The 23,649-nt window shown below is 39.1% G+C and carries 23 protein-coding genes; 13 read left to right on the plus strand and 10 right to left on the minus strand.

What is annotated here, in order from left to right; translation table 11 throughout:
• The first annotated feature begins 18 nt into the window (after positions 1 to 18).
• The 6 genes from BW142_RS14285 (at position 19) to BW142_RS14310 (ending at position 8,232) form a co-directional block, all read left to right on the plus strand.
• Positions 19 to 1,380, plus strand: coding sequence for a TolC family protein (locus BW142_RS14285; protein ID WP_076925280.1), 1,362 nt, complete (start codon positions 19 to 21; stop codon positions 1,378 to 1,380).
• On the plus strand, positions 1,377 to 2,522 hold the full coding sequence (locus BW142_RS14290) for an efflux RND transporter periplasmic adaptor subunit (protein WP_076925281.1): 1,146 nt from the start codon (positions 1,377 to 1,379) through the stop codon (positions 2,520 to 2,522). The genes BW142_RS14285 and BW142_RS14290 overlap by 4 nt, the downstream gene beginning before the upstream one ends.
• The gene (locus BW142_RS14295) at positions 2,522 to 5,710 is read left to right on the plus strand and encodes an efflux RND transporter permease subunit (RefSeq protein ID WP_076925282.1); all 3,189 of its coding nucleotides are present in this window, start codon (positions 2,522 to 2,524) and stop codon (positions 5,708 to 5,710) included. Before BW142_RS14290 ends, BW142_RS14295 begins: the two co-directional genes overlap by 1 nt.
• Positions 5,710 to 6,393 (plus strand): response regulator transcription factor, encoded by a 684-nt coding sequence (locus BW142_RS14300; protein ID WP_076925283.1) that lies wholly within the window; start codon positions 5,710 to 5,712, stop codon positions 6,391 to 6,393. Before BW142_RS14295 ends, BW142_RS14300 begins: the two co-directional genes overlap by 1 nt.
• Positions 6,390 to 7,682: a HAMP domain-containing sensor histidine kinase gene (locus BW142_RS14305; protein ID WP_076925284.1), complete on the plus strand. Its 1,293-nt coding sequence runs from the start codon at positions 6,390 to 6,392 to the stop codon at positions 7,680 to 7,682. Before BW142_RS14300 ends, BW142_RS14305 begins: the two co-directional genes overlap by 4 nt.
• A gap of 205 nt (positions 7,683 to 7,887) precedes the next feature.
• Positions 7,888 to 8,232 carry a PDZ domain-containing protein gene (locus BW142_RS14310; RefSeq protein WP_076925285.1) on the plus strand — a complete coding sequence of 115 codons (345 nt, stop codon included), beginning with the start codon at positions 7,888 to 7,890 and terminating at the stop codon, positions 8,230 to 8,232.
• Positions 8,233 to 8,406: 174 nt separating this feature from the next.
• Here the strand turns inward: BW142_RS14310 and BW142_RS14315 are convergent, their stop codons facing one another.
• From BW142_RS14315 to BW142_RS14330, 4 genes are all read right to left on the minus strand, one after another.
• A complete protein-coding gene (locus BW142_RS14315) occupies positions 8,407 to 8,640 on the minus strand; it encodes a hypothetical protein (protein WP_076925286.1) in 234 nt (77 codons plus the stop codon).
• A gap of 180 nt (positions 8,641 to 8,820) precedes the next feature.
• The gene (locus BW142_RS14320) at positions 8,821 to 9,678 is read right to left on the minus strand and encodes an MBL fold metallo-hydrolase (protein WP_076925287.1); all 858 of its coding nucleotides are present in this window, start codon (positions 9,676 to 9,678) and stop codon (positions 8,821 to 8,823) included.
• A gap of 119 nt (positions 9,679 to 9,797) precedes the next feature.
• Positions 9,798 to 10,880, minus strand: a complete 1,083-nt coding sequence (locus tag BW142_RS14325; protein ID WP_076925288.1) for a methyl-accepting chemotaxis protein — start codon at positions 10,878 to 10,880, stop codon at positions 9,798 to 9,800.
• Between the two features lie 135 nt (positions 10,881 to 11,015).
• A complete protein-coding gene (locus BW142_RS14330) occupies positions 11,016 to 12,899 on the minus strand; it encodes a propionyl-CoA synthetase (RefSeq protein WP_076925289.1) in 1,884 nt (627 codons plus the stop codon).
• A 182-nt stretch (positions 12,900 to 13,081) separates the two neighbouring features.
• Between BW142_RS14330 and BW142_RS14335 the strand changes: the two genes are divergently transcribed.
• Entirely contained in the window at positions 13,082 to 13,483 is a 402-nt protein-coding gene (locus tag BW142_RS14335; RefSeq protein ID WP_076925327.1) for an NUDIX hydrolase, read from the plus strand.
• Here BW142_RS14335 and BW142_RS14340 read toward each other — a convergent pair whose 3' ends face one another.
• The 3 genes from BW142_RS14340 to BW142_RS14350 form a co-directional block, all read right to left on the minus strand.
• Entirely contained in the window at positions 13,484 to 14,581 is a 1,098-nt protein-coding gene (locus BW142_RS14340; protein WP_076925290.1) for a polysaccharide lyase family 7 protein, read from the minus strand. It abuts the gene before it with no gap.
• Positions 14,582 to 14,928: 347 nt separating this feature from the next.
• Positions 14,929 to 15,702 carry a transporter substrate-binding domain-containing protein gene (locus BW142_RS14345; RefSeq protein WP_076925291.1) on the minus strand — a complete coding sequence of 258 codons (774 nt, stop codon included), beginning with the start codon at positions 15,700 to 15,702 and terminating at the stop codon, positions 14,929 to 14,931.
• A gap of 100 nt (positions 15,703 to 15,802) precedes the next feature.
• Entirely contained in the window at positions 15,803 to 16,807 is a 1,005-nt protein-coding gene (locus tag BW142_RS14350; RefSeq protein ID WP_076925292.1) for an AraC family transcriptional regulator, read from the minus strand.
• 97 nt (positions 16,808 to 16,904) lie between these two features.
• Between BW142_RS14350 and BW142_RS14355 the strand changes: the two genes are divergently transcribed.
• Both BW142_RS14355 and BW142_RS14360 read left to right on the plus strand, forming a co-directional pair.
• Complete coding sequence (locus BW142_RS14355; RefSeq protein WP_076925293.1) at positions 16,905 to 17,351, plus strand: SRPBCC family protein; 447 nt, start codon at positions 16,905 to 16,907, stop codon at positions 17,349 to 17,351.
• Positions 17,348 to 18,169: a sterol desaturase family protein gene (locus BW142_RS14360; RefSeq protein ID WP_076925294.1), complete on the plus strand. Its 822-nt coding sequence runs from the start codon at positions 17,348 to 17,350 to the stop codon at positions 18,167 to 18,169. The genes BW142_RS14355 and BW142_RS14360 overlap by 4 nt, the downstream gene beginning before the upstream one ends.
• Position 18,170: 1 nt before the next feature.
• Here BW142_RS14360 and BW142_RS14365 read toward each other — a convergent pair whose 3' ends face one another.
• Complete coding sequence (locus tag BW142_RS14365) at positions 18,171 to 18,551, minus strand: hypothetical protein (protein WP_010554619.1); 381 nt, start codon at positions 18,549 to 18,551, stop codon at positions 18,171 to 18,173.
• Positions 18,548 to 18,853: a hypothetical protein gene (locus BW142_RS14370; protein ID WP_002962854.1), complete on the minus strand. Its 306-nt coding sequence runs from the start codon at positions 18,851 to 18,853 to the stop codon at positions 18,548 to 18,550. Before BW142_RS14370 ends, BW142_RS14365 begins: the two co-directional genes overlap by 4 nt.
• 273 nt (positions 18,854 to 19,126) lie before the next feature.
• Here BW142_RS14370 and BW142_RS14375 point away from each other — a divergent pair, with 273 nt between their 5' ends.
• Positions 19,127 to 19,546, plus strand: a complete 420-nt coding sequence (locus BW142_RS14375) for a VOC family protein (protein WP_002962853.1) — start codon at positions 19,127 to 19,129, stop codon at positions 19,544 to 19,546.
• Between the two features lie 194 nt (positions 19,547 to 19,740).
• Positions 19,741 to 20,559, plus strand: a complete 819-nt coding sequence (locus BW142_RS14380) for a hypothetical protein (RefSeq protein WP_076925328.1) — start codon at positions 19,741 to 19,743, stop codon at positions 20,557 to 20,559.
• A 24-nt stretch (positions 20,560 to 20,583) separates the two neighbouring features.
• Here BW142_RS14380 and BW142_RS14385 read toward each other — a convergent pair whose 3' ends face one another.
• Positions 20,584 to 21,468: an AraC family transcriptional regulator gene (locus BW142_RS14385; protein WP_076925329.1), complete on the minus strand. Its 885-nt coding sequence runs from the start codon at positions 21,466 to 21,468 to the stop codon at positions 20,584 to 20,586.
• Positions 21,469 to 21,652: 184 nt separating this feature from the next.
• Here BW142_RS14385 and BW142_RS14390 point away from each other — a divergent pair, with 184 nt between their 5' ends.
• Positions 21,653 to 22,798: an iron-containing alcohol dehydrogenase gene (locus BW142_RS14390; RefSeq protein WP_076925295.1), complete on the plus strand. Its 1,146-nt coding sequence runs from the start codon at positions 21,653 to 21,655 to the stop codon at positions 22,796 to 22,798.
• A gap of 361 nt (positions 22,799 to 23,159) precedes the next feature.
• On the plus strand, positions 23,160 to 23,606 hold the full coding sequence (locus BW142_RS14395; protein WP_076925296.1) for a DoxX family protein: 447 nt from the start codon (positions 23,160 to 23,162) through the stop codon (positions 23,604 to 23,606).
• Positions 23,607 to 23,649: the final 43 nt, after the last annotated feature.

The following is a 23,649-nucleotide window of genomic DNA, read 5'->3' on the forward strand; positions in this document are numbered from 1 at the left end:
CGGATTAGGCATAGTTAAATGGTTTATTTTAAAAAGCACTCAACCGGTTTTTTACTTGCACTTAGTTGCACACTTGCTGCATGTAGCAGTCAGTCAAGCTATCAAGGTAATAGTACTGAGCAGTCGCTAAAGCAACATGCAAACTGGCAGTACACGCAAAGTAACGCACAGCAAGTAAATTACATTACCGATTTGGTGAATATAGAAGGGCTTGATTCGCTTATTGAGCAAGCTGTTACTTATAACCCATCGTTTAATCAAGTGCATGTTGCATTAAAACTAGCTTATGCGCAGCGTGATGTAACCGCTGCAAGTCAGTGGTTTAGTGTAGATGCAGGATTTGACGCGCAGCGCAGTGAAACCGAAGGTACGCAATATAGCTCATCAGTAGGTATAAGTTGGGAAGCCGATATATGGCAAAAAATTGCTGACAACGTAGCCGCGCAAGATATGACTATTGCTAGTAACCAAGCTACTTATCAAGGCGCTAAAGATACATTAGTAGCGAGTGTTATTCGTACTTATTTGAATATTATTTTGCAGCAAAACTTGCTCGATACAGAGCAGCAACGTTTAGTTGTTTTACAAAATAATGAGCAAAGTATTGTAGAGCGCTACCAATATGGATTAGGTGATTTAGAAGCGCTTGATACCGCCCGTACTAGCACTGCATCTACTCGCGCAACCATTGCCGATTATCAAGAGCAAATAGCAAAAGCAAAGCGTGCTTTAATGCTAATTGTAGGCACTGATAAGCTTCAAAACTTGCCAAGTACATTAACCCTACCAAGCGTTATTGAGCCATTAAGTACATTACCAGAGCAAGATTTAGCGCGTCGACCTGACTTACAAAGTGCCTATTACAACATTCAGGCAAAGCATTACTTGGTTGATGTATCGTACAAAGAGCTACTACCGAGTATTTCGCTTTCGGCATCACTGAGTGATTTAGCAAGCACGCCAAGCCAAGCATTATTAACCAGTCCAGTGTGGAGTTTATTAGGCAGTTTAAGTGCCCCTTTGTTTGAAGGTGGAGCACTGCGTGCGCAAGTTGATATTGCAAAATTAAATGCCGAGCAAGCGTTTTGGGAGTACCAAGATACGCTGCTAAGTGCGGTAAACGAAGTTGAAAATGCACTCGGGCAGGAGCAATCATTAACCGAGCAGCAACTGCAAATTAGCAACGCACTCGACAGCGCTAAACGCAGCTTTAGTAACTATCAAAGTAAGTATCAACAAGGTTTGGTTGATATTTTAGATTTGCTAACAGTGCAACAAAAAGTATACGACCTGCAAGCCCAGCTTAGCCAAATAAACTACACCCTTTTAACTAACCGCATAGATTTAGGCCTTGCTTTGGGCCTTGGAGTATCGTCATGAAAATTTCGCCAACACCCGTTGTTGTAACCCTTGTTGCTATTGTATGTATAGGGCTTGCTATTGCGTATAACGGCCAAAAAATGGCGCAAAATGCTAACGCACCAAAGCCTCAAGTCTCAAAAATTAGCACACCTAATGTATCAATAATTAACGCCATTCCTAGTACTTATCAGGCTTATGTTAGCGGCCATGGTGAAGCTAAAGCGCACTGGGCACTTAGTTTAAAAGCGCAAGTTAAGGGCGAAGTAACCAGTATGAGCAAGCAATTTGCTACCGGTAATTTAATAACTAAAGGGCAAGTGCTTGCCCAAATTGATGACACCGAATATTTACAAGCCCTAGCTAGCGCAAAAGCAACATTGGCGGATGCAAAACTAGCCCTTCAAGAAGAGCAAGATTTAGGTAATCAAGCAAAGCGTGAATGGGATCGCTCAGGCGTTACGCAAGCACCAAGCTCGCCGCTTGTATTTAGAACGCTACAACTAGAAGCCGCGCAAGCTACGCTCGATAACGCAAAGTATACTTTGCAAACCGCACAGCGTGATGTAAATAATACCCAGTTAAGTGCACCATTTGACGCTGTTATTTTATCGCGCGATATAGATTTAGGCACTTATGTAAGTATTGGCGATACGCTTGCCACGCTAAACAGTACCGATAAAATAGAAATAACCGTGCCGCTTTCATTAAGCCAGTGGCAAAATCTAGCAAATAATAAATCAGGCGAGGTTATTTTAAGTGATGTAACCACCAATACTAAATGGAATGGTTATATTGCACGTTTTGAGCAACACCTTGATGACAGTTCGCGTCAACGCAGTGTAATTGTTGCCCTAGACAAACCGTTTGAGCAAGCAATACCGTTATTGCCTGGCACCTTTTTAGCAGTAGAAATTGCCGGCAAGCAATTAAGTAATGTAATTAAATTACCTGCTTCTGCCGTATCTCAAGATGGTTCAATTTGGTACGTAAATGATCAAAACAACTTAGTAAGCATACAAGCCAATAAAGTATTTGAGCGTGGTGATTACGTATATATCTCGCCAGTTGCAGGGCAAAGTACTTCAAAAGTAGTAACCCGCCCATTAGTAAGTTACCTAAGTGATATGAAAGTAAATCCAATTATTGAGGAGGTACAATAATGAGCCCTCATCAAGCACCTCAATTACCCAGTAATAATAATCCGCTGCACGGTATTATTAACTGGTTTGCAAATAACTCTGTTGCCGCGAACTTATTGTTAATAAGTGTGATTGTAATGGGGGTTATGTCGCTTTCTACTTTACGTAAAGAGGCATTTCCGAGTTTAGAGCCAGATATTATTTCGGTATCGGTGGTTTACGATAGTGGCGATGCATTGCAAGCCGAAGAAGGAATAGCGTTAAAAATTGAAGAAGCACTCGAAACCGTATCAGGTATTAAACGTATTACCTCTACGTCCGATGCTAGCGGCAGTCATGTAAGCATTGAAAAAAGTACTGATTACTCACTTGATGAGTTACTTGTTGACGTTAAAAACCAAGTTGACGCTATTAATAACTTTCCGGCAGATGCCGAGCAACCTGTTATTGATAAAGCCCGTAGGCAAGATCATGCATTAACGCTGCAACTTTTTGGAGATGCCGATCGCCATACATTACAAAACCTGGGCGAAAAACTTAAAGCCGATTTATTAGCGCAATCAGGCATTAGCGACGTAGCGCAATCGGGTGTGCTCGACCCAATGATGTCCATAGAAATCGACGAAGGTAAACTCCAAGCCTATGGTTTAACTATTAGCGATATAAGCGAGGTCATTAACAACGAGTCATCAAGCCCACTTTCGACTAGTTTGCGCGACAGCAGTAAAATTATGCGCCTAAAAGCCGCCGATCAAGCCTACTGGCAACGCGACTTCGCCAATATTGTATTGCTAACTACTGCGTCAGGCACACAAATTAAATTAGGTGACGTAGCAAATGTTACCGACACATTTGCTGAAGATAGCAACTCATTAAGCCGTTATAACCAACAAAATGCCGTAGGCGTTGAAATTTTAATGGGCGATAACAGCGATATAACCACCATTGTTGAGCAAGCTAATAGTGTAATAGATAACTGGCACGAAAGTGGTTTATTACCTCAAAACGTAGAGCTTGAAAGCTGGCACGACAAAAGCACCATGATCACTGAGCGTTTATCGCTACTTACTAAAAATGCCGTGACCGGTATTATTATGGTGTTTGTAATACTTGCCATATTTTTAAACGTACGCGTAGCGCTGTGGGTTGCTGGTGGCTTGCCATTTGTATTTTTTGGCACCCTTTATTTTATGACCGATGGTTACACCGCACTGACCATAAACGAAATGACTACCTTTGGCTTTATTATGGCGCTGGGCATAGTGGTAGACGATGCCGTTGTTGTAGGCGAGAGTATTTACACCACACGTAAAAAGCATGGCGATACATTAAATAACACGGTTTTAGGTACTATGAAGGTTGCCGTGCCAACAATATTTGGGGTGTTAACCACCGTTGCCGCGTTTGTGGCGCTTTCGAATGTATCAGGTAACTTAGGTAAAATTTACTCTCAATTCGCTACCGTAGTAACTATTTGTTTACTGCTTTCGGTTGTTGAATCAAAACTTATTTTACCCTCGCATTTAGCCCACGTAAGTACTAAGCGCCAAGTTAAAAAAGGCTTAGGAGGTCTGTGGTCAAAAATACAACATGGCGCCGATAGCGGCTTAAACTGGTTTAGTAAAAACATTTACTGCAAGGTTATTGAATTTTCACTGCGCTTTAGATACGCCGTAGTGGCTGCGTTTATCGCCTTTTTTATACTGGTTATTGGCATGCCAATGACAGGCACAGTAAAAGTTGGTTTTTTCCCAAGTATTGCAGGCGACACCGTAACCGCCGATTTAGTTATGCAAAACGACGCCGCTTATGGGCAAACAAACACAAACTTACTAACGCTTGAGCAAAGTGCATTACAAGCTGAGCAAAACTTAATGGCTAAGTTTAATTCAGATAAAAGTGAAATAACCAGCCTACAAGTTGTTAGTAGTAGCGACACAAGCGGTGAAGTAAGCGTGGAGCTATTAAACGAAGGCGCTTTTACAGCAAGCGAATTTGCTCAAGAATGGCAGAGTTTAGCAGGCAGTCCAGAGGGCAGTAAAAAGCTACAAATATTAGCCACGCGTAAAATGGTTGATAACTTTAAAGTTGAGCTTAAAGCGTGGGACGACGAAACCGTAATGGCAGCGGGCGCATTATTTAAAGAGCGCTTACAAAATACCGCAGGCGTTAACGGAATAGACGACAACTTAAACCCAGGGCAACCACAGCTTAAATTTACCCTAAATGCACAAGGGCGCGCGCTTGGCATGGATACAGCCAGTTTATCAAAGCAAGTGCTGCAAGCCTTTGGTGGTGCAGTTGTACAGCGCTATCAACGCGATAAAGACGAAGTAAAAGTACGTGTACGCTACCCAGAAAATGCTCGTAAAACGCCAGCCGATATAATGCAGTCGCGTATTCGCCTGCCCGATGGCACTGTTGTACCGCTAGTAAACGTAGCCACAATTAGCAGTGAATATCAGCAAGATGAAATAACTCGTATTGATGGACTTCGCGCAATTTACTTAAGTGCACAAGTAGATAAAAACGTGATTGCTTCAAATGAGTTAGTTGCTAACCTAAAGCGCGACTTAATTCCGGAATTAACTCAGCAATTTCCTAATTTAAGCGTGTATTTTGCGGGTGAGGCAGAGCAACAAAGCGAAACCACAGGCTCAATGAGCACAATGTTTATAGCGGCTTTATTAGTGATTTACGTGTTGCTGGCTATTCCGCTTAAATCGTACATTCAACCTATGTTGATTATGGTGGCAATTCCATTTGGTATTGTGGGCGCTATTTTAGGGCATTGGTGGAACGACTTAACCATTAGTATATTGTCGTTAAATGGTATTTTGGCGCTCAGTGGGGTAGTGGTAAACGACAGCCTATTACTTGTTTCGCGCTTTAACGAACTAGTGAAAGAAGAGGACATGAGCACGCACGATGCCATAGTTGAATCATGTACGAGTCGTTTGCGTGCGGTATTACTTACCTCAATTACGACGTACGCAGGCTTAGTGCCGCTACTTAGCGAAACCTCAATGCAGGCACAGTTTTTAATTCCTGCCGCAGCATCACTTGGCTACGGTATTTTGTTTGCCACGGTTATTACCTTAATGCTTATACCGGCATTACTGATGATTCAAACCGATGCTAAACGCGGTATTGATGCTGTGCTAAAATCGCTAGGTGCTAAAAATAAAACGCAGGAAACAGCCTCTTAATGATAAACGTACTACTGGTTGAAGACGACATAGACTTGGCAACCACCATTGTTGATTATCTCGAGATTGAGTCAATAGAGTGTGACCATGCAAGCAATGGCGTAATGGGTTTAAATTTAATAGAACGTAATCCATATCAAATGATTATATTAGATGTAAATATGCCTAAAATGGACGGTTTAACCATGTGTAAAACATTGCGTGAGCGAGGCATTGATATACCCGTATTAATGCTGACAGCGCGCGATAGCCTCGACAATAAACTTGAGGGGTTTGCAGCCGGTAGTGACGACTATTTAGTAAAACCATTTGCCATGAAAGAGCTAGTAGCGCGGGTTCAAGTATTAGCAAAGCGTAAAAGTGGTGAGGTAAAGCGACTTACGTTTGCTAACTTAACACTTAATTTAACCGCGCATACAGCAACAGTGGCAGCGTACAGTTTAAAGTTATCACCCATTACTTTTAAGTTATTAGAAGTGCTTGTTAGGGAACAACAAAAGCCGGTAACCCGGCAAGTAATTATGCAAGCAATATGGGGAGACGATCAGCCAGACAGCAATAGCTTAAAAGTGCATATTCATCATTTGCGTAAACAGCTAGAGCAAGCGCATTGCCAAGCCGTACTGGAAACAATACCGAGTGTAGGGTTTGGGCTAAAATTAAAAAATGAGACACAAGCATGAAAATTAGACCCAGCCTGAGGTTGTATTTTTTTGCGACCATGGTGCTTTTAAGTTCATTAATGGCAACTGGCTTTTCGTTTTTAAGTGTTAATTATTTTATTGATGGCTTAGACCGAGGGTTAAATGGCGTAATGCATGCGCTTTCGCAATCTACTGAGGTTAAAAACGGACAACCTACAGAAATGATTGGCTTTAAAATAGCGAGTCGCTGGGAAGACATGCCAAACGAAATACAGCAACGCTTTACAAAGCCTACTGATATAGGCGTGCTGCAAAAAAGCAAAGTAAAATCATCGTTTTTTTCAATGCCCGAAGACCTGTATTTTGTAGCGTATTTTCAAAACCCTGCAGGGGAGCCCCGCTACGTATCACGCATTATGCTTGAAAAAGAGCGCCTTAAAAAACAAGCCTCCCCCGATAAACCTATAAAAAAGTTGGTATGGATAGCATTAACGGGGGTTACAGCAATTGCTTTATTTACCTTCTTTTTGTTTATGGTAATGAAAAAAATAGCCAAGCCAGTTGAATCGCTACGTGGTTGGGCTAAGTCGTTAAATCAAAAGAACTTACAAAACACGCCACCCGATTTTACCTATAACGAACTAAATACCTTGGCAACGCTAATTCGCAGTAGCTTGCTTTCTGCTCACGACAGCCTTGAGCGAGAACAGCGCTTTTTAAGTTATGCGAGCCACGAGTTACGTACGCCAATTTCGGTTATTCGCAGCAACGTTGAGTTACTTAACCGTTTAAGCGAAAAAGCGCCTTTAAGCGATAAACAACACCTTACATTGCAGCGAATAGAGCGCGCCGGTTTAACCATGAGCGATTTAACCGAGACGTTATTGTGGCTTAGCCGAAATGACGACCAGCAAAGTGCAACAGAGCCTGTAAACCTAGCCGAAAAAATAACGACCTTGAGTAACGAACTTGATTATTTACTCAATTCAAAACAAGTTGATGTACTTATAAATACCGATAACCAAAGTACAACTATTAATACCGAAGCCACCGCATGCCACATTGTGCTTACTAACTTAATACGTAATGCGTATCAGCATACGCAACAAGGACAAGTGCGAATTGCTCAGCAGGGTAGCCGTGTGATTATAGTAAATAGCAGCGAACAAACTGATACGCTACACGCGACTAATAACACAAACAAGCCCGCCAATATTGGCTACGGTTTAGGATTAGAGTTAAGCGAAAAAATAATAAAACAACACGGTTGGGTATACGAAGTAAACGACATGCCTGGGCGTTATGAAGTGGTGGTCGATTTTAGTTAATACGCTTTTTAGTACTTAGATTTGAAGTCTAAAAACCGAGCTAAGGCACTTTTAAAAGAGCTTTAGCGCGGTTTTTTATACTCAAAAATATTTAATTTAACGCTGAGAATATAAAAACTTAGTGATAGTAATATCTTAAGCAATTTGTTAAAGCTATAAATAGTAAAGAGTATTAACGATAGACTTACATGGAGTGTTAATTCATATGTTCAAATTCATAATTATTTTAATCTCAATTACTTCTTTCAACGCCTTGGCTGCAGAGAAGGTTAAACTTGGAGTTTTAGGGAACGTTGGATCTGATGGTTTTTTTAGCCCGACGATAACGTCATTTGTTATTGAAAAAGTAGAACCTAATTCACCCGCTGAAAAAGCAGGGATTGTTGCTGGGCAGAAAATAATTTCTATAGAAAATTGTAAAATCCCAGGTTGCCCTGCTAATGAAGCAAAAGAGTTAATGCGCAAGGAATCTGGAGAGATTTTACAATTACTTTTAGAGAATGAAGATGGTAGCCAAGTACCTTTAAAAATACCTATGAATGCTTGGTAAGCCAAATCAATTTTAAAATACCTAACCAGCCTATAAAGCATGGTTATTCCCAAAGCGTGGGTTTGTGTAAATGAACTAGGCGCAATGAATATTAGCAACGTTAGCGCTGCCAATATCACTCAACTCTGTATTAATAAAAGGGCAATTTACTTCTTTACTTAAGCAAAGCGTTGATTATCGAGCCTTACAATGCCAATGATTATCGTGTTTAGTGCAGACCTCTTTTGTGGGCTTGGCTTTTACGACCATAATACTTGGAGAGTTGTGCTCAGTTACTAAAACAGGAGTAACCACTTTAACGACTTTTTTATGTGGTTTATGCGCACTGGGACTATGTTGATATACAGTGCAACCACTCATGGTAAATGCTATTGCTGCTACGCTAATAATTTTTAAAGATAAGTTCATAGGTATTTATCCTCTTTGCTTTGTATAAGCTTTAAGATAAACCTTTTTTTGTATAGTGCTGTCAATAAACGTAAGTGGAGTGTAAATGTTGCTAATGTTCACTAAGGCAATAGCGCATTTAAAGCTAATGCCTTTGTATTTGAATATTAGATTTGCACAAAAAAGTAAGGTCTAAAAAACCTATAAATCGCTGCGCCAGCCCATACCAGATTCTTCCATTAAACGCTCGTACACGCCTTCTATGTTAAGTGGTAACCATGCATCAAACTGTTTAAGGTCACTAAATTGATCTAACTTTATATTTTTCTTTATTTCATCAAGGCTTTGCCCTGCAAGTGCGCCTGCGGTTACTTGGCTGTAAAGTTGCTCTATATAACTTAAGTAACGTGTTACGTCAGCTTTGTTGCCAATGTCGGCATGTCCGCCAACAAAAGTATCAAAATCATATTTGAGTACCGCTTGGGTTGAGTTAATCATGCCCTGAATATCGTAACTCCACAGCTTTTGCCACGGCATTCTGCCAATAACAATCCAATCAACTACAAACAACGTTTTTTGCTTTTCGAATAATATACTAACCGAACCTCGCCCATCGTTTGGACCATGGTAATTTAGCTTTACCGTTGAACCACCTAAATTAAGAGTCAGCTCATCATCAAAGGTAAGAGTGGGCATGACCGTTTTCATTTGTGTGTTTTTAATATCTTGCGCGGTAAGTTTATGTGCTACAAAAGTGGTGTGCGGGCTTTTAAATACCTCGGCGCCGTAAATATGATCGCTGTGATTATGGCTATAAATTACGTATTTTACCGGTACGTTAAAGCGAGTTTTAATTTGCTCGTTTAACCAGGTGGCTGCTTTTTTATTAAGCGGGTCGGTAACAACTGCGCCCTCAGGAGTGATTAAAAATACTGAGCGATGTCTGTCATCTATAAAGCGGTGGAGGCCGTCGCCTAAGTCTTCAATTTCGTAACTTTGAGCCATAAAACCAATAAGTAATAGGCTGGTAGCGATTAGTGTTTGTAATAAGCGAGACATGCACATTCCTGTTTAACGTTTTTTATAGGTTAGTTAAGTAAGAAAGTGCCAATAAGTAAAAAATTTCAATTTTTATAGGAAAGATTGCGGGTTAAGACTAACTTAACCCGTTAATGGTTTTAACGAACTAGCTGATCGAGTAAATGTATTACTTGCTCACTGGCTGATTCCATTAAGTGTATATGTTTAACTGCTTCTACTTTTTTGCCTTGCTTAATTAGTTGTAGCGCTTGTACGCCGTTTTTATGTACTTCGCTATGCGGTTTATCTATTTGTTTGAATGCATTTAACGATTTGTATTCATTAGAGTCATCAGACTTATACCACTTACCTAAGCGGCACATTGTGTGATTGGTGAAATCGTCTACCGATTTATTGCTTTTGCCATTAGCAACCGCATAAACCTCACCTTTCCATACAATATGATCTAACTTAACGGTTTGAATAAATGAGCGAATAGAAGCCTGCGATATAGTGTTCTTCATGTTTGTGCAAAAACTAATAATGGATGCGTAATCGCTATTTAGTGATTCAAAATTACTTGAAAGCTGTGCATTGTTTTTTTGTATATCGTCGGCTGAATTAACGGTTACATCTGTTTTTTCTATTATTTCTTTAACAAGATCTGCAACCTCTTGAGCTGATTTATTAGTGTTAGTTGCCAGTACTCTTACTTCATCAGCTACCACGCTAAAGCCTCTACCAGCTTCGCCTGCTCGAGCGGCCTCAATGGCTGCATTTAATGCTAATAAATTTGTTTGATCAGATATTTTTGAAATGGTCGATACAAAGGTGTTTATACTACCTGCAAGGCTTGAAAGGCCAGATATATTTTCACTCATGCTACCCATTTTATGGGTCATAAGTTCCATCTCGCTGGCTATATGCATTAATGATTCGTTTGAGTTATTTAAAAGGTCATTTATTTTATAGCTAACTTGGCTTTCTTGCTCAATGGTTGAGTAAGACTCAAGCACAGTTTGGCGAACACCTTCAATTTGGCTTATGCAATCTATAGAACTTGAAAGTAAGTTTTCGGTAAACTGTTCATCATTTTCGGTTTGAGTAAAGCTTAATTGTTGTTCTAAGTGTTTGTTTTCTTGTGCTAGGAATTCGTTATGCGCAGTTAATTCTGCAATTTTTTTTGCAAGTTCTTCGTTATCATTTTTAGCCGATAGATACTTTTTACTTAAAACAAACATTCATAGTTCCTAAAATGTTATGGGTATATTTTTATTATAGTTGCTATTAATACTTTACTTTAAATATTTGTAATTATCTTATTTTTATACAAAAAAAAGCCATTTTTAAAAATGGCTTTATGAGAGCTTGTTGGATCAACGCAGTGAAATTTGTTGGTTTATTTCTTCAAAAATACCTGCATCGTCTATGGTTGAAGGAATTTGCAGTTTGTCGCCATCAATTAGTTGGCGTAAATTTTTACGCAGTATTTTACCTGAGCGTGTTTTGGGTAATCGCTCTACGCTAATAATGGTTTTAAGGCACGCTATAGCGCCTATTTGGTTTCTTACGGTTTGTATAAGTTCTTGCTCTACATCGGTACTTGAGCCCATAAAGTCATTTTTAAGCACGATCATTGCCATTGGTAGTTGGCCTTTTAGTGTGTCGGTTATCCCAAACACGGCGCACTCAGCAACAGCAGGGTGCGCGGCTACTATTTCTTCCATTTCACCGGTAGAAAGTCTATGGCCTGCTACGTTAATTACATCATCGGTGCGTCCCATAATAAATAAGTACCCATCTTCATCTATGTAGCCGCCGTCGCCTGAAAGATAATAGCCAGAGTACTGCGTTAAATAGCCTGCTTTAAAGCGCGGGGTATTTTGCCAAACGGTTGGCATGCACCCTGGCGGCAGTGGGAGTTTTATTACTACAGCACCTTGCTCGTTTGGTGCACATTGCTCGCCATGCATATTTAGTATTTGCACATCAAAGCCAGGTGTCGGGACTGTTGAGCTGCCTGGTTTTGTTACTAATTCTTCAATGCCTACGGGGTTGCAGGCGATAGCCCAGCCGGTTTCGGTTTGCCACCAATGATCGAGCACTGGCAGTTTGGTTTTTTCTTTAAGCCACTCGTAAGTGGGAGGGTCTAATCGCTCGCCGGCTAAAAACAAGCGTTTTAAGCTAGAGGTATCGTATTGATTAAAACCATCAGCATTTGGGTCTTCTTTTTTAATTGCTCTAAATGCGGTGGGGGCACTAAATAATGCATTTACTTTATATTCTTCAACCATGCGCCAAAATGCACTGGCATCGGGCGTTTTAACCGGTTTACCTTCATATAATACTGTCGCGCAGCGATACATTAGCGGCGCGTAAACTATATAAGAGTGCCCAACTACCCAGCCAATGTCAGACGCTGCCCAAAATACGTCGCCGGGCTTCATACCATAAACGGTTTCCATGCTGTATTGCATTGCTACAGCGTGACCGCCATTTTCGCGCACTACGCCTTTGGGTGTGCCTGTGGTGCCTGAGGTATATAAAATATAAAGCGGATCGTCACCATTTACAGGCACCGGATCTGCGCTTGTAGCGGTTTGCATTGCCTGAGTCCAATCTATGTCTCGTTTAGGCTCAAGAGTGGCCCTGACTTGTGGACGCTGATAAATTACGCAGTGTTCTACTTTGTGCATAGCTAAGTCTATTGCGTTATCAATAAGTGGTTTGTATTCAATAACGCTGCTTACTTCAACACCGCATGAGGCGCTAAGTATAAGTTTAGGCTTGGCATCATCAATGCGTACAGCCAATTCGTGTGCAGCAAACCCACCAAATACCACAGAATGAATAGCACCAAGGCGAGCGCATGCCAACATACCAATAACAGCTTGTGGGATCATTGGCATATAAATAACAACGCAGTCGCCTTTTGTAACGCCTAACGATTGTATTACGCCTGCAAATTTAGCAACTTCTCGTTGTAGTTGTGAGTAGCTATAAGTTTGCTTTGTATTAGTGACTGGGGAGTCGTAAATCAGTGCGGTTTGCTCGCCAAATCCGGCAATAACGTGCTGGTCTAGCGCTAAAAAACTGGTGTTTAATTGCCCGTCGCTAAACCAATGATAAAGCCCATCGTCGTCTTGTGTGTATGCTTTTGTGGGAGTTTTATACCATGAAATATTTTTACTTTGTTCGAGCCAAAATTGGGCTGGGTTTTGTTTAAATGCATTATATTGCTGTTGATATTCGCCTGACATATAAGGCTCCTAGGCTAGTGTGTGTGAGAGACCTTACAAAATGTAGGCTTTTTTTAGTAAGCAAGCTATTCGACCTTGGTCGGCTAAAAGTTAATCAATATACTGGTTTTAAAAATACCAAATTGACAATACAAAGCGTGTGGTTCAGCATGGCGGGCAGTAAAAATAAGAGAAAAGACGATATGATTAATGTAGTAAGAGTAGGGGTTGCGGTTATTATAAAGCATAAAAACACAATTTTACTAGGTGAGCGCATTGGCGCGCACGGTGCTAATACATGGGCAACACCTGGAGGGCATTTAGAGTTTGGTGAAAGTGTTGAGCAATGTGCAATACGTGAAGTGTTTGAAGAAACAGGTTTAAAGGTAAGTAAAATTACTAAGCTTGATTTTACCAATGATATTTTTACAGCAGAGAACAAACACTATATTACGTTGTATGTAAAAGCTGATTTTGAGGGCGGAGAGCCTGAGCTTAAAGAGCCTAATAAATGTTTAAAGTGGCGCTGGTGCGATATTAATAATCTACCAACGCCACTTTTTACATCACTAAAAAATTACTTATCTGAGGTTATACTAGCCTAGTTATTTTGTTGACGGTGTCGCAGGGCTCAACTCTAGTTTACTAAAGCTTACTTGAGCGTAATCGCCATTTTGTTTATCTTTAGTCCAATCGCCAGTACCTAAACAACCAGGGTACCAAATACCTTTCGCGCTTTTAGTACTACATTGGTTATAAGCGCCGGCTTTAAAGTAATGCCAATCTGCAGCGTAACCATGTGGATGGTCTTTTTCATCTACTTTGCCATAAGCATCTACGTTATTACCTAAGTTAATAGAGTAGTTAACGTCTTCTTTGCCTTGTGCGCTAAATGTAAGGTGCATAACATTTTTATACACATTTACCGTGTAGCTAAATTCTTCACCTAGTGCAATACCGGCGCTGCCTGGCTCGTTAGGATTTTCCCATGTATTACCCCAAACAGGGTAAGTAATGTCTGTACGGTCAGGATTTGTTTTAGCTAAGTTACGTTCGTAGTTCCAAAAAACTGAGCCTGTTTTATGTCCTGGCCATTTTTTGTAATATATTTTAAGTGGTTCATTGCCCCAGCCATAACCAAGCTTGGTATCAATAAGTGCCTGATCTTTACCTGCGTGAATTTGCCCTACCACAACCGAGTAAGCCGCTTTTTTATCAGGATCAGTCGCACGAAGTGCAACGTGATCTACTTTTAACGTTGCTTCCATTTTTCCACCAACAGAACCAAATCGGTCAGATAGCGGGTGAACAGCTAAAGCAAAGTTGTTTTTAGAGTGTTTAGTTTTAATTTTAGTATTTGATCCACGGATCATTTGTCTAAGTTCACTACGGGTATTAGTAGAATTGGCACTTGTAAGCGCTTTATTAGGGGAGGTAAATACCATGTAGCCTTTATCATCAAGATAGAAAAAATCAGGGTGTGCGTAAGTCTGAATTTCTTCTACATCTATTTCATCAATTTTACCGTCGTTGTTTAAATCAACTGGTACATTTATTTTCCAGTGAGATAAATCAAACTTTGTTGCAGGTACAGGCGCATCGCTTTGCTGATTAGTGCTTTGGGTACTTGAACAAGCGGTAAAAAGTAAAGGGGTGATAACGGCTAAAGCCGTAAGTTTAAATGTGGATGTATTTTTTATCATTATTGTCTCTGTGTGATGAAGTAAAAATTGTGCGGTACAGGCATCGTTTAATCTCAATCTAGCATACCAATTTAACAATTAAAACTTACCAATTAGTAAAATTAAATATTTTTTAAATGATTTTTTGTTATACCAATTTGGTTGGGGTGTTTTTTAACGGCTTTTATGGAGGTGTTTGCGGTATGTATTTTTTATGTGCTTGGCTATTCTCCTAATGATGTTTAACGTGGCCTTTGGCGCTAAAGTGTAGTTTTTTTGGGGGGTATTAATTTTGTAGTTTGCCTTGCAGCGTTTAGCAAATAACTAAATAACCACTGCCAATAACTAATGTCGGGCTTTAACCATGGTTAGTGCTGCAAGTTAGTCGTGTTTGGTAATAAAAGTTGCCACTTGTTTAAAATGGTACGGTATTCACCATTTTCTTTAATATTATTTAATGCGTCAGAGAGTGCTTTAGCTGTTTTAGGATTAAGTTGGTTACTTGCTGCAAAATTAAGTGAAGAGGGCAGATCGCTTAAATGAATTCGTTTTGTTATTAGGCTAGGATCGAGTTCTAGGCTTTTTAACTCGTTATCAAGTGTAAGTGTATTAGTTACTACAAAGTCGATACGGTTTTTATAAAGCATTTGCCAAAGTTGGTTATAGTAGCTGACCAGTATCAAGTTTTTGTTTTCGGTAAAGCCTTTTTGCTTTAAGTAGGCCTCACTCAGGTAGCCTCGAATGGTTGCTACTTTATACTCTTTAGCAAAATTTAAGTGAACGACTTCATCTACATGGTTTTTTAAACTAATTAAATAGGCATCTGCGAAGTACACTTCGCCTAACCACGTATATTTATTAATCCGCTCTGGGGTTTTTAACAAAGACAACATTATGGCGTTGGTACTTGTTTGATGCTCCTTAAAAACGCGGGCCATAGGCATTATTTCAAAATTAGCGGTTAAGTTTGTTTGCTTCACAACTGCTTTGGCAATGTCGACTAAAGCTCCGCTTACTTCACCTTGCTGATTTTTAAAGTGATAAGGAGGAAGCTCTTCAGCTATAAATGTGACGTGGTCTGCGTTACATATGGCGCTATAAAACATAAATACACAGGCACTAAATACAACACGCACTAACATAAACAAATCTTTTTAAATAATATTATCACTAGTGTAAAGAGTGCTGCTTAAAAGGTATACATTTTATGTTTATTTAATGTAAATAAACAGCATTAGCACCTTACTTTGATTTAGCGTTTTTTGTAAATTTTAATGGCGAGCACTTATGCCAGCGTAAAAATGCGCGATTAAAAGAGCTTTGATCTTTAAATCCTAAAATATTAGATAAATCAGCAAGTGGCATGCTGGCTATTAATGTACCTGCACGTTTTTTACGTTCTTTTTCAAGTAACTGAGCAAAGGTTAAGTTTTGTTCTTTTAAGCGTCGTTGTAGCGTTCGGGGTGTTAAATTAAGCGCATCAGCTATGCCTATTAGGTTACAGTTTTGCAAGGTGGTTTTAGCTGTAAGTAACTGATTAACTTTATCGTCAATACGCTGCTGGCTTTTAAAATTAGAGAGTTGCTGCTCTGACAATTGCTTAAAAGTAGAATTAATAATGGCGTTATCGGTTTTAAAGGGCAGCGTTAAATAATGGCTCGGAAAGCTAATTTGATTATATTCAGCACTGCTTTTTACAGGGCATTTAAACCATGATTCAAGGGCGCGTCTTTGCAATGGCAACCAATTATAAGTGAAACTAATACTACTTGGCGAAAGCGTTAAGTTTATTAACTGGCGAATTACACTTACCCACGCGGTCATGTTTCGTAAAACTACATGCTCATTACAACTTTGATGAGCAATCCAACGAATAGTTGCTGTATCAGTATTTAGTTCAAACTTGGCCTTACCAATATCAGCCACCAAGCTGTCGTAGCTTAACAATGCTTTAATGGCACTACTTAAGTTATCGCTTGATTCAATTAAGTAACCTAAAACGCCGTAGTCAGCAGTGCGAATTTGCTGACCTAGGGTAAAACCAAAAAGAGGGTCGTTAAGTGTTTTCTTGCCATAAACTAATAAAGCATTGTAACTATTTAAACTAATACGCGGCGCTAATTGATGGGTATGCTGATTACTAAATTCGTCAAAGCTAATAGCGTGCAAAGCCGTTTTAGTATTAATGCCTTGCGCTTGTAAGTAATCAAGAATACTTGAAAAGTAATGATCAGCTAATGTGTGCATTTGTCATCTAAAGCTAAAAAATAGTCGTGTATTAGCAAGTTTGCCACGTTAAATTTTTATATGCTAGTTGAATGCCTAATAACCTATTGCTGTAAAAATGATACTTATAACAATTAAACAAACGCTTAATGCACAGCCAAAGCAAATAATAAGCACACTATTGGATCATCAACAGTTGCATCGATTTTTTAATGCCAAATTTAAGCTGCTACAAGCACAAAACGAAGGGCAAATAGAAGGCGGGAAAGGATCTGTTAGGCAAGTAAAAATAGGTAAAATAACGTTTTCAGAGCAAATAATCAGTGCCGATCAAAATCATATCAGTTATCAAATAGTAGGCGATAAACCAGTAGCTAATCATCGAGGCGATATATACCTCATTGCAAATAAAGACATCAATACTTTAGTTACCGAACTTAACTATTGCATAAGCTGCTCAGCTCCGTGGTGGATGCCAAATGCATTACTTAAATATGTTATTACAAAAGATATAACCCAAGCGTTAAACAATTTAAATAATTATTTTTTGGTGGGTAAAGCATGAACTCAGAAATTATTTTACTCGCTCTGAGTCCATTATTTTTGATATTTGTTTGCTCTGAGTTTATTAAGTTTAAGCGCTATTACGACATAAAAGATAGCCTAGCAAATACAGTGTTAGCGCTATTGCACCAAGGCGCCGATGCTATTGCGTTACTGCTATTAATGCCTTTATTTAATTGGTTGTATGACTATAGATTGTTTGATATTGAAGTAAGTATATTAAGTATTGCATTTGCATTTTTACTGCAAGATTTTTTGTATTATTGGTTTCATAAAGCATCGCATCATATTCATTGGTTGTGGGCTGCACATGTGGTGCACCATAGTTCAACTAAAATGAATTTCACCACCGCATTTAGGCAAAGCTTAATGTACCCCGTAGCCGGTATGTGGATGTTTTGGCTACCTATGATTTTAATTGGATTTGAACCGCTAACAGTATTTAGCGTGGTTGCATTAAATTTGGCGTATCAATTTTTTGTACATACTCAAATAGTGGGTAAGTTAGGCTGGTTTGAAAAAGTATTTAATACGCCTTCGCATCATCGAGTTCATCACGCAATAAATGCAGGTTACCTTGATAAAAATTTTGCAGGTGTACTTATTATTTGGGATAAGTTATTTGGCACCTTTGTAGAAGAAGATAAATCAAAGCCTTGTAAATACGGCATTATAGGGCAGCTTAATAGCAATAACCCAGTCGTTATTACGTTTCATCAGTGGGAGCACTTATTTAAAGGTGTTTATAAGGCATCAGGAATAAAAGCTAAATGTAGAGTGCTATTTGGCTACCCTACAAGTAGCATTAAACATAAATAAGTTATTGTGGTTTTTTACTTCTTGGGGCACCCAATAAAATACAAGTATGGCAGATACATACAGACAAAAATGCACTAATACCTAATGCACCGCCGTAGCCGTCAAGTTTTGGTACAAGGAACTCAAATAATATTGAAAACAAAATAGATGAGCTTGCTACGGTATAAATACCAAATCGATGTGGGGCGCTCATACCTATGAATGTGCCGCCAAAAAATACAATTGCGTATAAATCGGGGTTTAAATTTAAAGCGCTAAAAATTAAATAAGCAATAATAGAAAGTGAAGACGACGCTCTAACCCCATCAAAGCGGCTATGTTTAGCCAAGTAAAATGTTAAAAAGGCCCCAAGCAGTACAAGTAACGGGTATTCAATACTCATAATACAATTCCTTTAGCTAATACAAAAAGTGCCACACTAGCAAAGGCAACACTGCCAAGCTTACCGCCAAAGCCTGTAAACATATTCATAGTAAGCACATACAAACTTGAGCCAATAAGCGAAATAATAGCAATTTCCCAGTAACTGGTAATTAAATGGGTTGAACACATACCGGCAAAGCTACCAGCATAAATTGCAGCATAAGGATGATTTTTATAACGCGCAGGAAAGGGAATAAACGAGCCTATAAGCCCCGTTAGCGCAGCAGAAATTACTAAAGGCAGTGCAAAAGTAGTGTGCATAGCAAAGCAAGCTACAAAGCCTAAAAAGAAAGTAATGAATTTTAAAAGTAAGAATTTAATCATAGCGGCGCATTTTAAACTAATCCTTTTGCGCTTTCTAATACTCTCTAACAAATAAATGTTATAAGTAATTACACATTTAAAAAGCATGTTTTTTAAACGACTTTTAGGTATTAAATATGCTTAATAGCGTTGCTGTTAATGTTCTATAAATCACAAATTATGTATAATGGCGATAATTTAATGTATTAAAGTGTTAACCAAGGGTTATTTATGTCTAACTGTTTGCATCTGGCTATTCCGGCTGGCGATTTAAAAGTGGCTAAAGCGTTTTATTGTGACGTACTAGGCTGTAAAACCGGTAACAGTGAAGAAGGTCGCTGGGTAGATATAGATTTTTGGGGTAATGAACTTACCTTGCACCAGAGTGTTGAGCGCTTACCAACAGTTCGCCATGATGTTGATATGGGAGCTGTAGCAGTACCCCACTTTGGGATTCACTTATCTGAAGATGAATTTAATGGATTAAAAAAACGTATTGAAGATGCGGGTATTGAATACCTAGATAAACCATACCGCCGTTTTATTGGTGATGAGTTTGAGCAAGAAACATTTTTTATTGAAGATCCAAATGGCAATGTGCTTGAAATGAAAACCATGGTAAACCCAGAGGTTTTATTTAAAAAAGTATAAATGCTGTTGTTTAAGTTAAGCTAAAAAACCACTTTAATAAGTGGTTTTTTTTATAACTATTAATCAGTGTTTTGATAAATTAGTTAATACTTACAGGTGAAAAAAATTACACTACATGCATGATTTTTATTCACTCTACAATGTAGGTATAGCCACGTAAACTCGATTCCAACTCTCATACTTTATTGTTATTCATGCTGCTTAAACTCATAATTGCACCTTTGCTTATTTTACTAATAACATTCGCCCAAAAACGCTTTGGTAGTTTTGTTAGCGGCATAATTCCTGGCTTGCCTATCACCTCGGGCCCAATATCTTATTTTATAGCATTAGAGCAAGGTAAATTATTTGCTGCAAACTCTGCTGTGGCATCTTTATATGGAATGAGCGGCATAGGTTTATTTTGTTTTAGTTACTTGGTTGTATCACGAAGGTTTGGAATGCTTAAATCGCTTTTTACAGCGTTAAGTATTTGGTGTGTATTTAGCGTTATTACTTTATTTTTACCAGTGAATATTATTGTGGCGAGTGTGGTTTCGCTTTGTATTTTACTCGGTTTAACTATTATCTCTACAAAGCTAAATATATCAGCTGATGCAAAACCATTAAATGCCCGCTGGGAGCTTCCGGTAAAAATGATATTAGTGACAAGCTTTATCGTGCTTGTTACTTTTATATCACAGCATATAGGGTCTGCGTGGAGCGGGTTAATCTCTACCTTTCCGGTTATTTTGGCGGTAATGGGCAGTGTTGCCCACTTTAGTGACAAACAAGCCTCAACGTTTAAAATTCTTAATGGGGGTATTATTGGTTCATTAGGTGGGTGTGTATTTTTTGCGGTGATTGCGTTTATGTTAAAACATAACTTTATGATTTGGCAGGTGTACGCAACAGCTGCCATTTGCTCAACGTTATTTACTATTATTTTTAGCCAATTTATCAATCGTCAATTTGCTAAGCAAGCTATGCTAAACACCAAAAAAGCAGTGTTTAAGATTGACTCGCTCGGTTAATTTACATCTCTAAGACCATTATCTTTAGCTATGTAGTTGAGTTAACATTTCACTAGGTGTTTTATTAAAGTGGCGTTTAAATTCGCGGCTAAATTGCGATGGGCTCGTATAGCCAACCTTTAATGCAGCTTCGTTGGCTTTACTCCCACTAGTGGTTATAAGCTCTTTAGCCTTAGCTAAGCGTACTTTTTTTAAATACTGCAAAGGTGACTCAAACGTTACTTGCCTAAAAGCACGATGGAACGATGATACGCTCATGTTTACATCTTCAGCTAATCCTTCAACTGTAATTTGATTGGCATAACTACTGTGCATAGTTGAGAGCGTACGGGCGATACGCGCATAATGCCCATCATGCATAGCAAGCCCTATTAAAGTATGTCCTTGTGGACCACAAAGTACGCGATATACCAATTCTTTTACTATATCTTCGCCAAAAACGTCAGCCTCAATGGGGTTATTAAGCACACTAAGTAAACGGTGGGTTACTTGCTCCATTGCACCATCTATTTTAGCCGATTGAACGCCACTCATTTGCCCAGTGGTGAATGGCTTATGTGTACCAATTTGGTTTACTAATTTATGTAACATTACCGGGTTTATATCTATAACAATACCCATAACAGGTAGGTTGTTATCGGTAAAAGCTTCGCATTCAAGTGGCACAGGCACACCTAAAACAAGGTAGTCGCCTTCACCATATTTTATTTGATGATCAGGAAAATGAATTATCTTATGTCCTTGCCCAACAATAATAATACCTGAGTTATATATAAGTGGCTGGCGCGGCGAGCTTTTACTTGCACGATGAAAATACACACCTGGAATAATGGTTTCCATATTGCCTTCAAAGTTAAGTAAATTATTGTGCTCTGCAAATTTTTGCATCATGTTGGCTATTGAGGACATTAAAGCATCTACTATCGTACGAATTTTGCTTAAAATATCAATACTGACAGTTTTAGGCAAGCTTTTGCGAGTTATTGGGCTTTTTTTATGTTTGTTTTGCCACTAATATGCACTCATTGAAGTTTAGCTTAGTGAGTAACTAAGCATTATATTTAGTATTTAACCGTCACCTAGGAGCAAAATAATGAAATTTAGCTACGTAAACCCAACACTTATCCAGTTCGGCCAAGAACAAATTGCCTCACTAACTGATTTGATCGCAAAGGATCAAAAAGTACTTGTAGTGTACGGCGGCGGTTCAATTAAAAAGAACGGCGTGTACGACCAAGTTGCAGCAGCACTTGAAGGCTTTGACTGGGTTGAATTTTCGGGTGTAGGCGCTAACCCAACTATAGAAGTACTAGACCAAGCAGTAAAAATTTGTAAAGAACAAGGCATCGACTTTGTACTAGGTGTAGGCGGCGGTTCAGTAATCGACGGCGTTAAATACATTGCAGCATCTGCAGTTTATGATGGCGAAGGTTGGGATATTCCTACTGGTAAGCACACTATTACTAGTGCATTACCAATTGGTGCAATATTAACATTGCCTGCAACGGGTTCAGAGTCTAACCAAAACTCAGTTGTGAGCAAAGAAGCAACGAAGCAAAAACTACCGTTTGCATCACCAGAAGTACTTCCTAAATTTGCGATTATGGACCCTGATGTAATGAAAACATTACCACAGCGCCAACTTGTGAATGGATTAGTAGATGCATGGGTTCATACCTGTGAGCAGTACCTAACATTCCCTGAAACAGCATTGGTTCAAGAAGGTTACGCAGAGGCACTATTAAGAACGCTTAAAAAACTGGGCGATAACTTTGAAAACCAAGACGATGCATGGCGTGCAAACCTTATGTGGGCAGCTAACCAAGCACTTAATGGTTTAATTGGTTCTGGTGTATCGCAAGATTGGGCAACACACATGATTGGCCACGAGCTTACAGCTGCTTACGGTGTTGATCATGCTCGTTCACTTGCTATTGTTCAGCCTTCTTTACTACGCAACCAATTTGCAGTTAAAAAAGCAAAGCTTGAGCAAATGGGTAAAAACGTATTTGGTCTTGAGCAATCTGACGACTTAGCGGAGAAAACAATTGAAGCAATTGAAGCGTTTTACCACAGCCTTGACGTAGCAACTGTGCTTACTGAGCATGGCGATGATAAAGCCGCTGCGATTGACAACATTATTGGCAAACTTGAAGCACATGGCATGCTAGCACTTGGTGAGAACCAAGCTATTACGCTTAAAGAAAGCCGCGAAATTTTAGAGCAAGCTGTTGCTTAATCATTTTAAAGTAACTTAAAACTTAAAGCCGCTAACGTTTAAAGCTAGCGGCTTTTTTGTGAGTTATACCAATCCGCAATAATACTTAATCATTTTGCGGGGCTAAACGTATCGCTATTTGCGTTAAAAAATTCTCATTTAGAACAACTAAATAGCAAATTTTTTGCCTAGTTATCAACACGTTTTTCCATCCTCAAAATAGATCACTTAATTAAGCGAATTGGTATTAAATAAATTAAAAACACTGCATTGATAATTAACCAATAATGCTGGTATTAATGTTTGCAAATGATGATAGTAAACTGTGCTCAACGGTTAGAAGAAATCTAACGCTCAAATAAATTAAACAGGACTAAAACTCATGAAATTACTAAACACATTACTTAGCTCAAAAGCAGGCGCAGCAGCATTAATTTTACGAGTGCCTGTGGGCCTTATTTTAGCTGCGCATGGTGCACAAAAATTATTTGCTTGGTTTGGCGGTTATGGCCTTGAAGGTACAGGTCAATGGATGGCGAGTATTGGTTTAGAGCCAGGTTACTGGTTAGCAATGATGGCCGGTAGTGCAGAGTTTTTTGGTGGTATTGCCTTGGTTATTGGTTTATTAACACGCCCAGCAGCGGTTGTTGCTGGCTTTACTATGCTAATTGCTATTTTTAGCGTGCATATTAGTAATGGTTTGTTTATGGCAAACAATGGCTACGAATATGCGTTAACGTTACTTGTTGTAATGGCTGCACTTGCCATTCAAGGATCGGGAAGTTTTTCGCTTGATAACGTATTAGCTAAAAAACTAGCTAATAAATAACGTTTATAAATTTAAAAAACAGCGGCTAATTTGGCCGCTGCTT

Source organism: Pseudoalteromonas sp. EB27 (genome assembly GCF_001974875.1).
Lineage (GTDB): Bacteria > Pseudomonadota > Gammaproteobacteria > Enterobacterales > Alteromonadaceae > Pseudoalteromonas.

Coding starts and splice junctions, on each gene's coding strand:
- BW142_RS14285 (WP_076925280.1), top strand. CDS start 19: ATGGTTTATTTTAAAAAGCACTCAACCGGTTTTTTACTTGCACTTAGT.
- BW142_RS14290 (WP_076925281.1), top strand. CDS start 1,377: ATGAAAATTTCGCCAACACCCGTTGTTGTAACCCTTGTTGCTATTGTA.
- BW142_RS14295 (WP_076925282.1), top strand. CDS start 2,522: ATGAGCCCTCATCAAGCACCTCAATTACCCAGTAATAATAATCCGCTG.
- BW142_RS14300 (WP_076925283.1), top strand. CDS start 5,710: ATGATAAACGTACTACTGGTTGAAGACGACATAGACTTGGCAACCACC.
- BW142_RS14305 (WP_076925284.1), top strand. CDS start 6,390: ATGAAAATTAGACCCAGCCTGAGGTTGTATTTTTTTGCGACCATGGTG.
- BW142_RS14310 (WP_076925285.1), top strand. CDS start 7,888: ATGTTCAAATTCATAATTATTTTAATCTCAATTACTTCTTTCAACGCC.
- BW142_RS14315 (WP_076925286.1), bottom strand. CDS start 8,640: ATGAACTTATCTTTAAAAATTATTAGCGTAGCAGCAATAGCATTTACC.
- BW142_RS14320 (WP_076925287.1), bottom strand. CDS start 9,678: ATGTCTCGCTTATTACAAACACTAATCGCTACCAGCCTATTACTTATT.
- BW142_RS14325 (WP_076925288.1), bottom strand. CDS start 10,880: ATGTTTGTTTTAAGTAAAAAGTATCTATCGGCTAAAAATGATAACGAA.
- BW142_RS14330 (WP_076925289.1), bottom strand. CDS start 12,899: ATGTCAGGCGAATATCAACAGCAATATAATGCATTTAAACAAAACCCA.
- BW142_RS14335 (WP_076925327.1), top strand. CDS start 13,082: ATGATTAATGTAGTAAGAGTAGGGGTTGCGGTTATTATAAAGCATAAA.
- BW142_RS14340 (WP_076925290.1), bottom strand. CDS start 14,581: ATGATAAAAAATACATCCACATTTAAACTTACGGCTTTAGCCGTTATC.
- BW142_RS14345 (WP_076925291.1), bottom strand. CDS start 15,702: ATGTTAGTGCGTGTTGTATTTAGTGCCTGTGTATTTATGTTTTATAGC.
- BW142_RS14350 (WP_076925292.1), bottom strand. CDS start 16,807: ATGCACACATTAGCTGATCATTACTTTTCAAGTATTCTTGATTACTTA.
- BW142_RS14355 (WP_076925293.1), top strand. CDS start 16,905: ATGATACTTATAACAATTAAACAAACGCTTAATGCACAGCCAAAGCAA.
- BW142_RS14360 (WP_076925294.1), top strand. CDS start 17,348: ATGAACTCAGAAATTATTTTACTCGCTCTGAGTCCATTATTTTTGATA.
- BW142_RS14365 (WP_010554619.1), bottom strand. CDS start 18,551: ATGAGTATTGAATACCCGTTACTTGTACTGCTTGGGGCCTTTTTAACA.
- BW142_RS14370 (WP_002962854.1), bottom strand. CDS start 18,853: ATGCACACTACTTTTGCACTGCCTTTAGTAATTTCTGCTGCGCTAACG.
- BW142_RS14375 (WP_002962853.1), top strand. CDS start 19,127: ATGTCTAACTGTTTGCATCTGGCTATTCCGGCTGGCGATTTAAAAGTG.
- BW142_RS14380 (WP_076925328.1), top strand. CDS start 19,741: ATGCTGCTTAAACTCATAATTGCACCTTTGCTTATTTTACTAATAACA.
- BW142_RS14385 (WP_076925329.1), bottom strand. CDS start 21,468: ATGTCCTCAATAGCCAACATGATGCAAAAATTTGCAGAGCACAATAAT.
- BW142_RS14390 (WP_076925295.1), top strand. CDS start 21,653: ATGAAATTTAGCTACGTAAACCCAACACTTATCCAGTTCGGCCAAGAA.
- BW142_RS14395 (WP_076925296.1), top strand. CDS start 23,160: ATGAAATTACTAAACACATTACTTAGCTCAAAAGCAGGCGCAGCAGCA.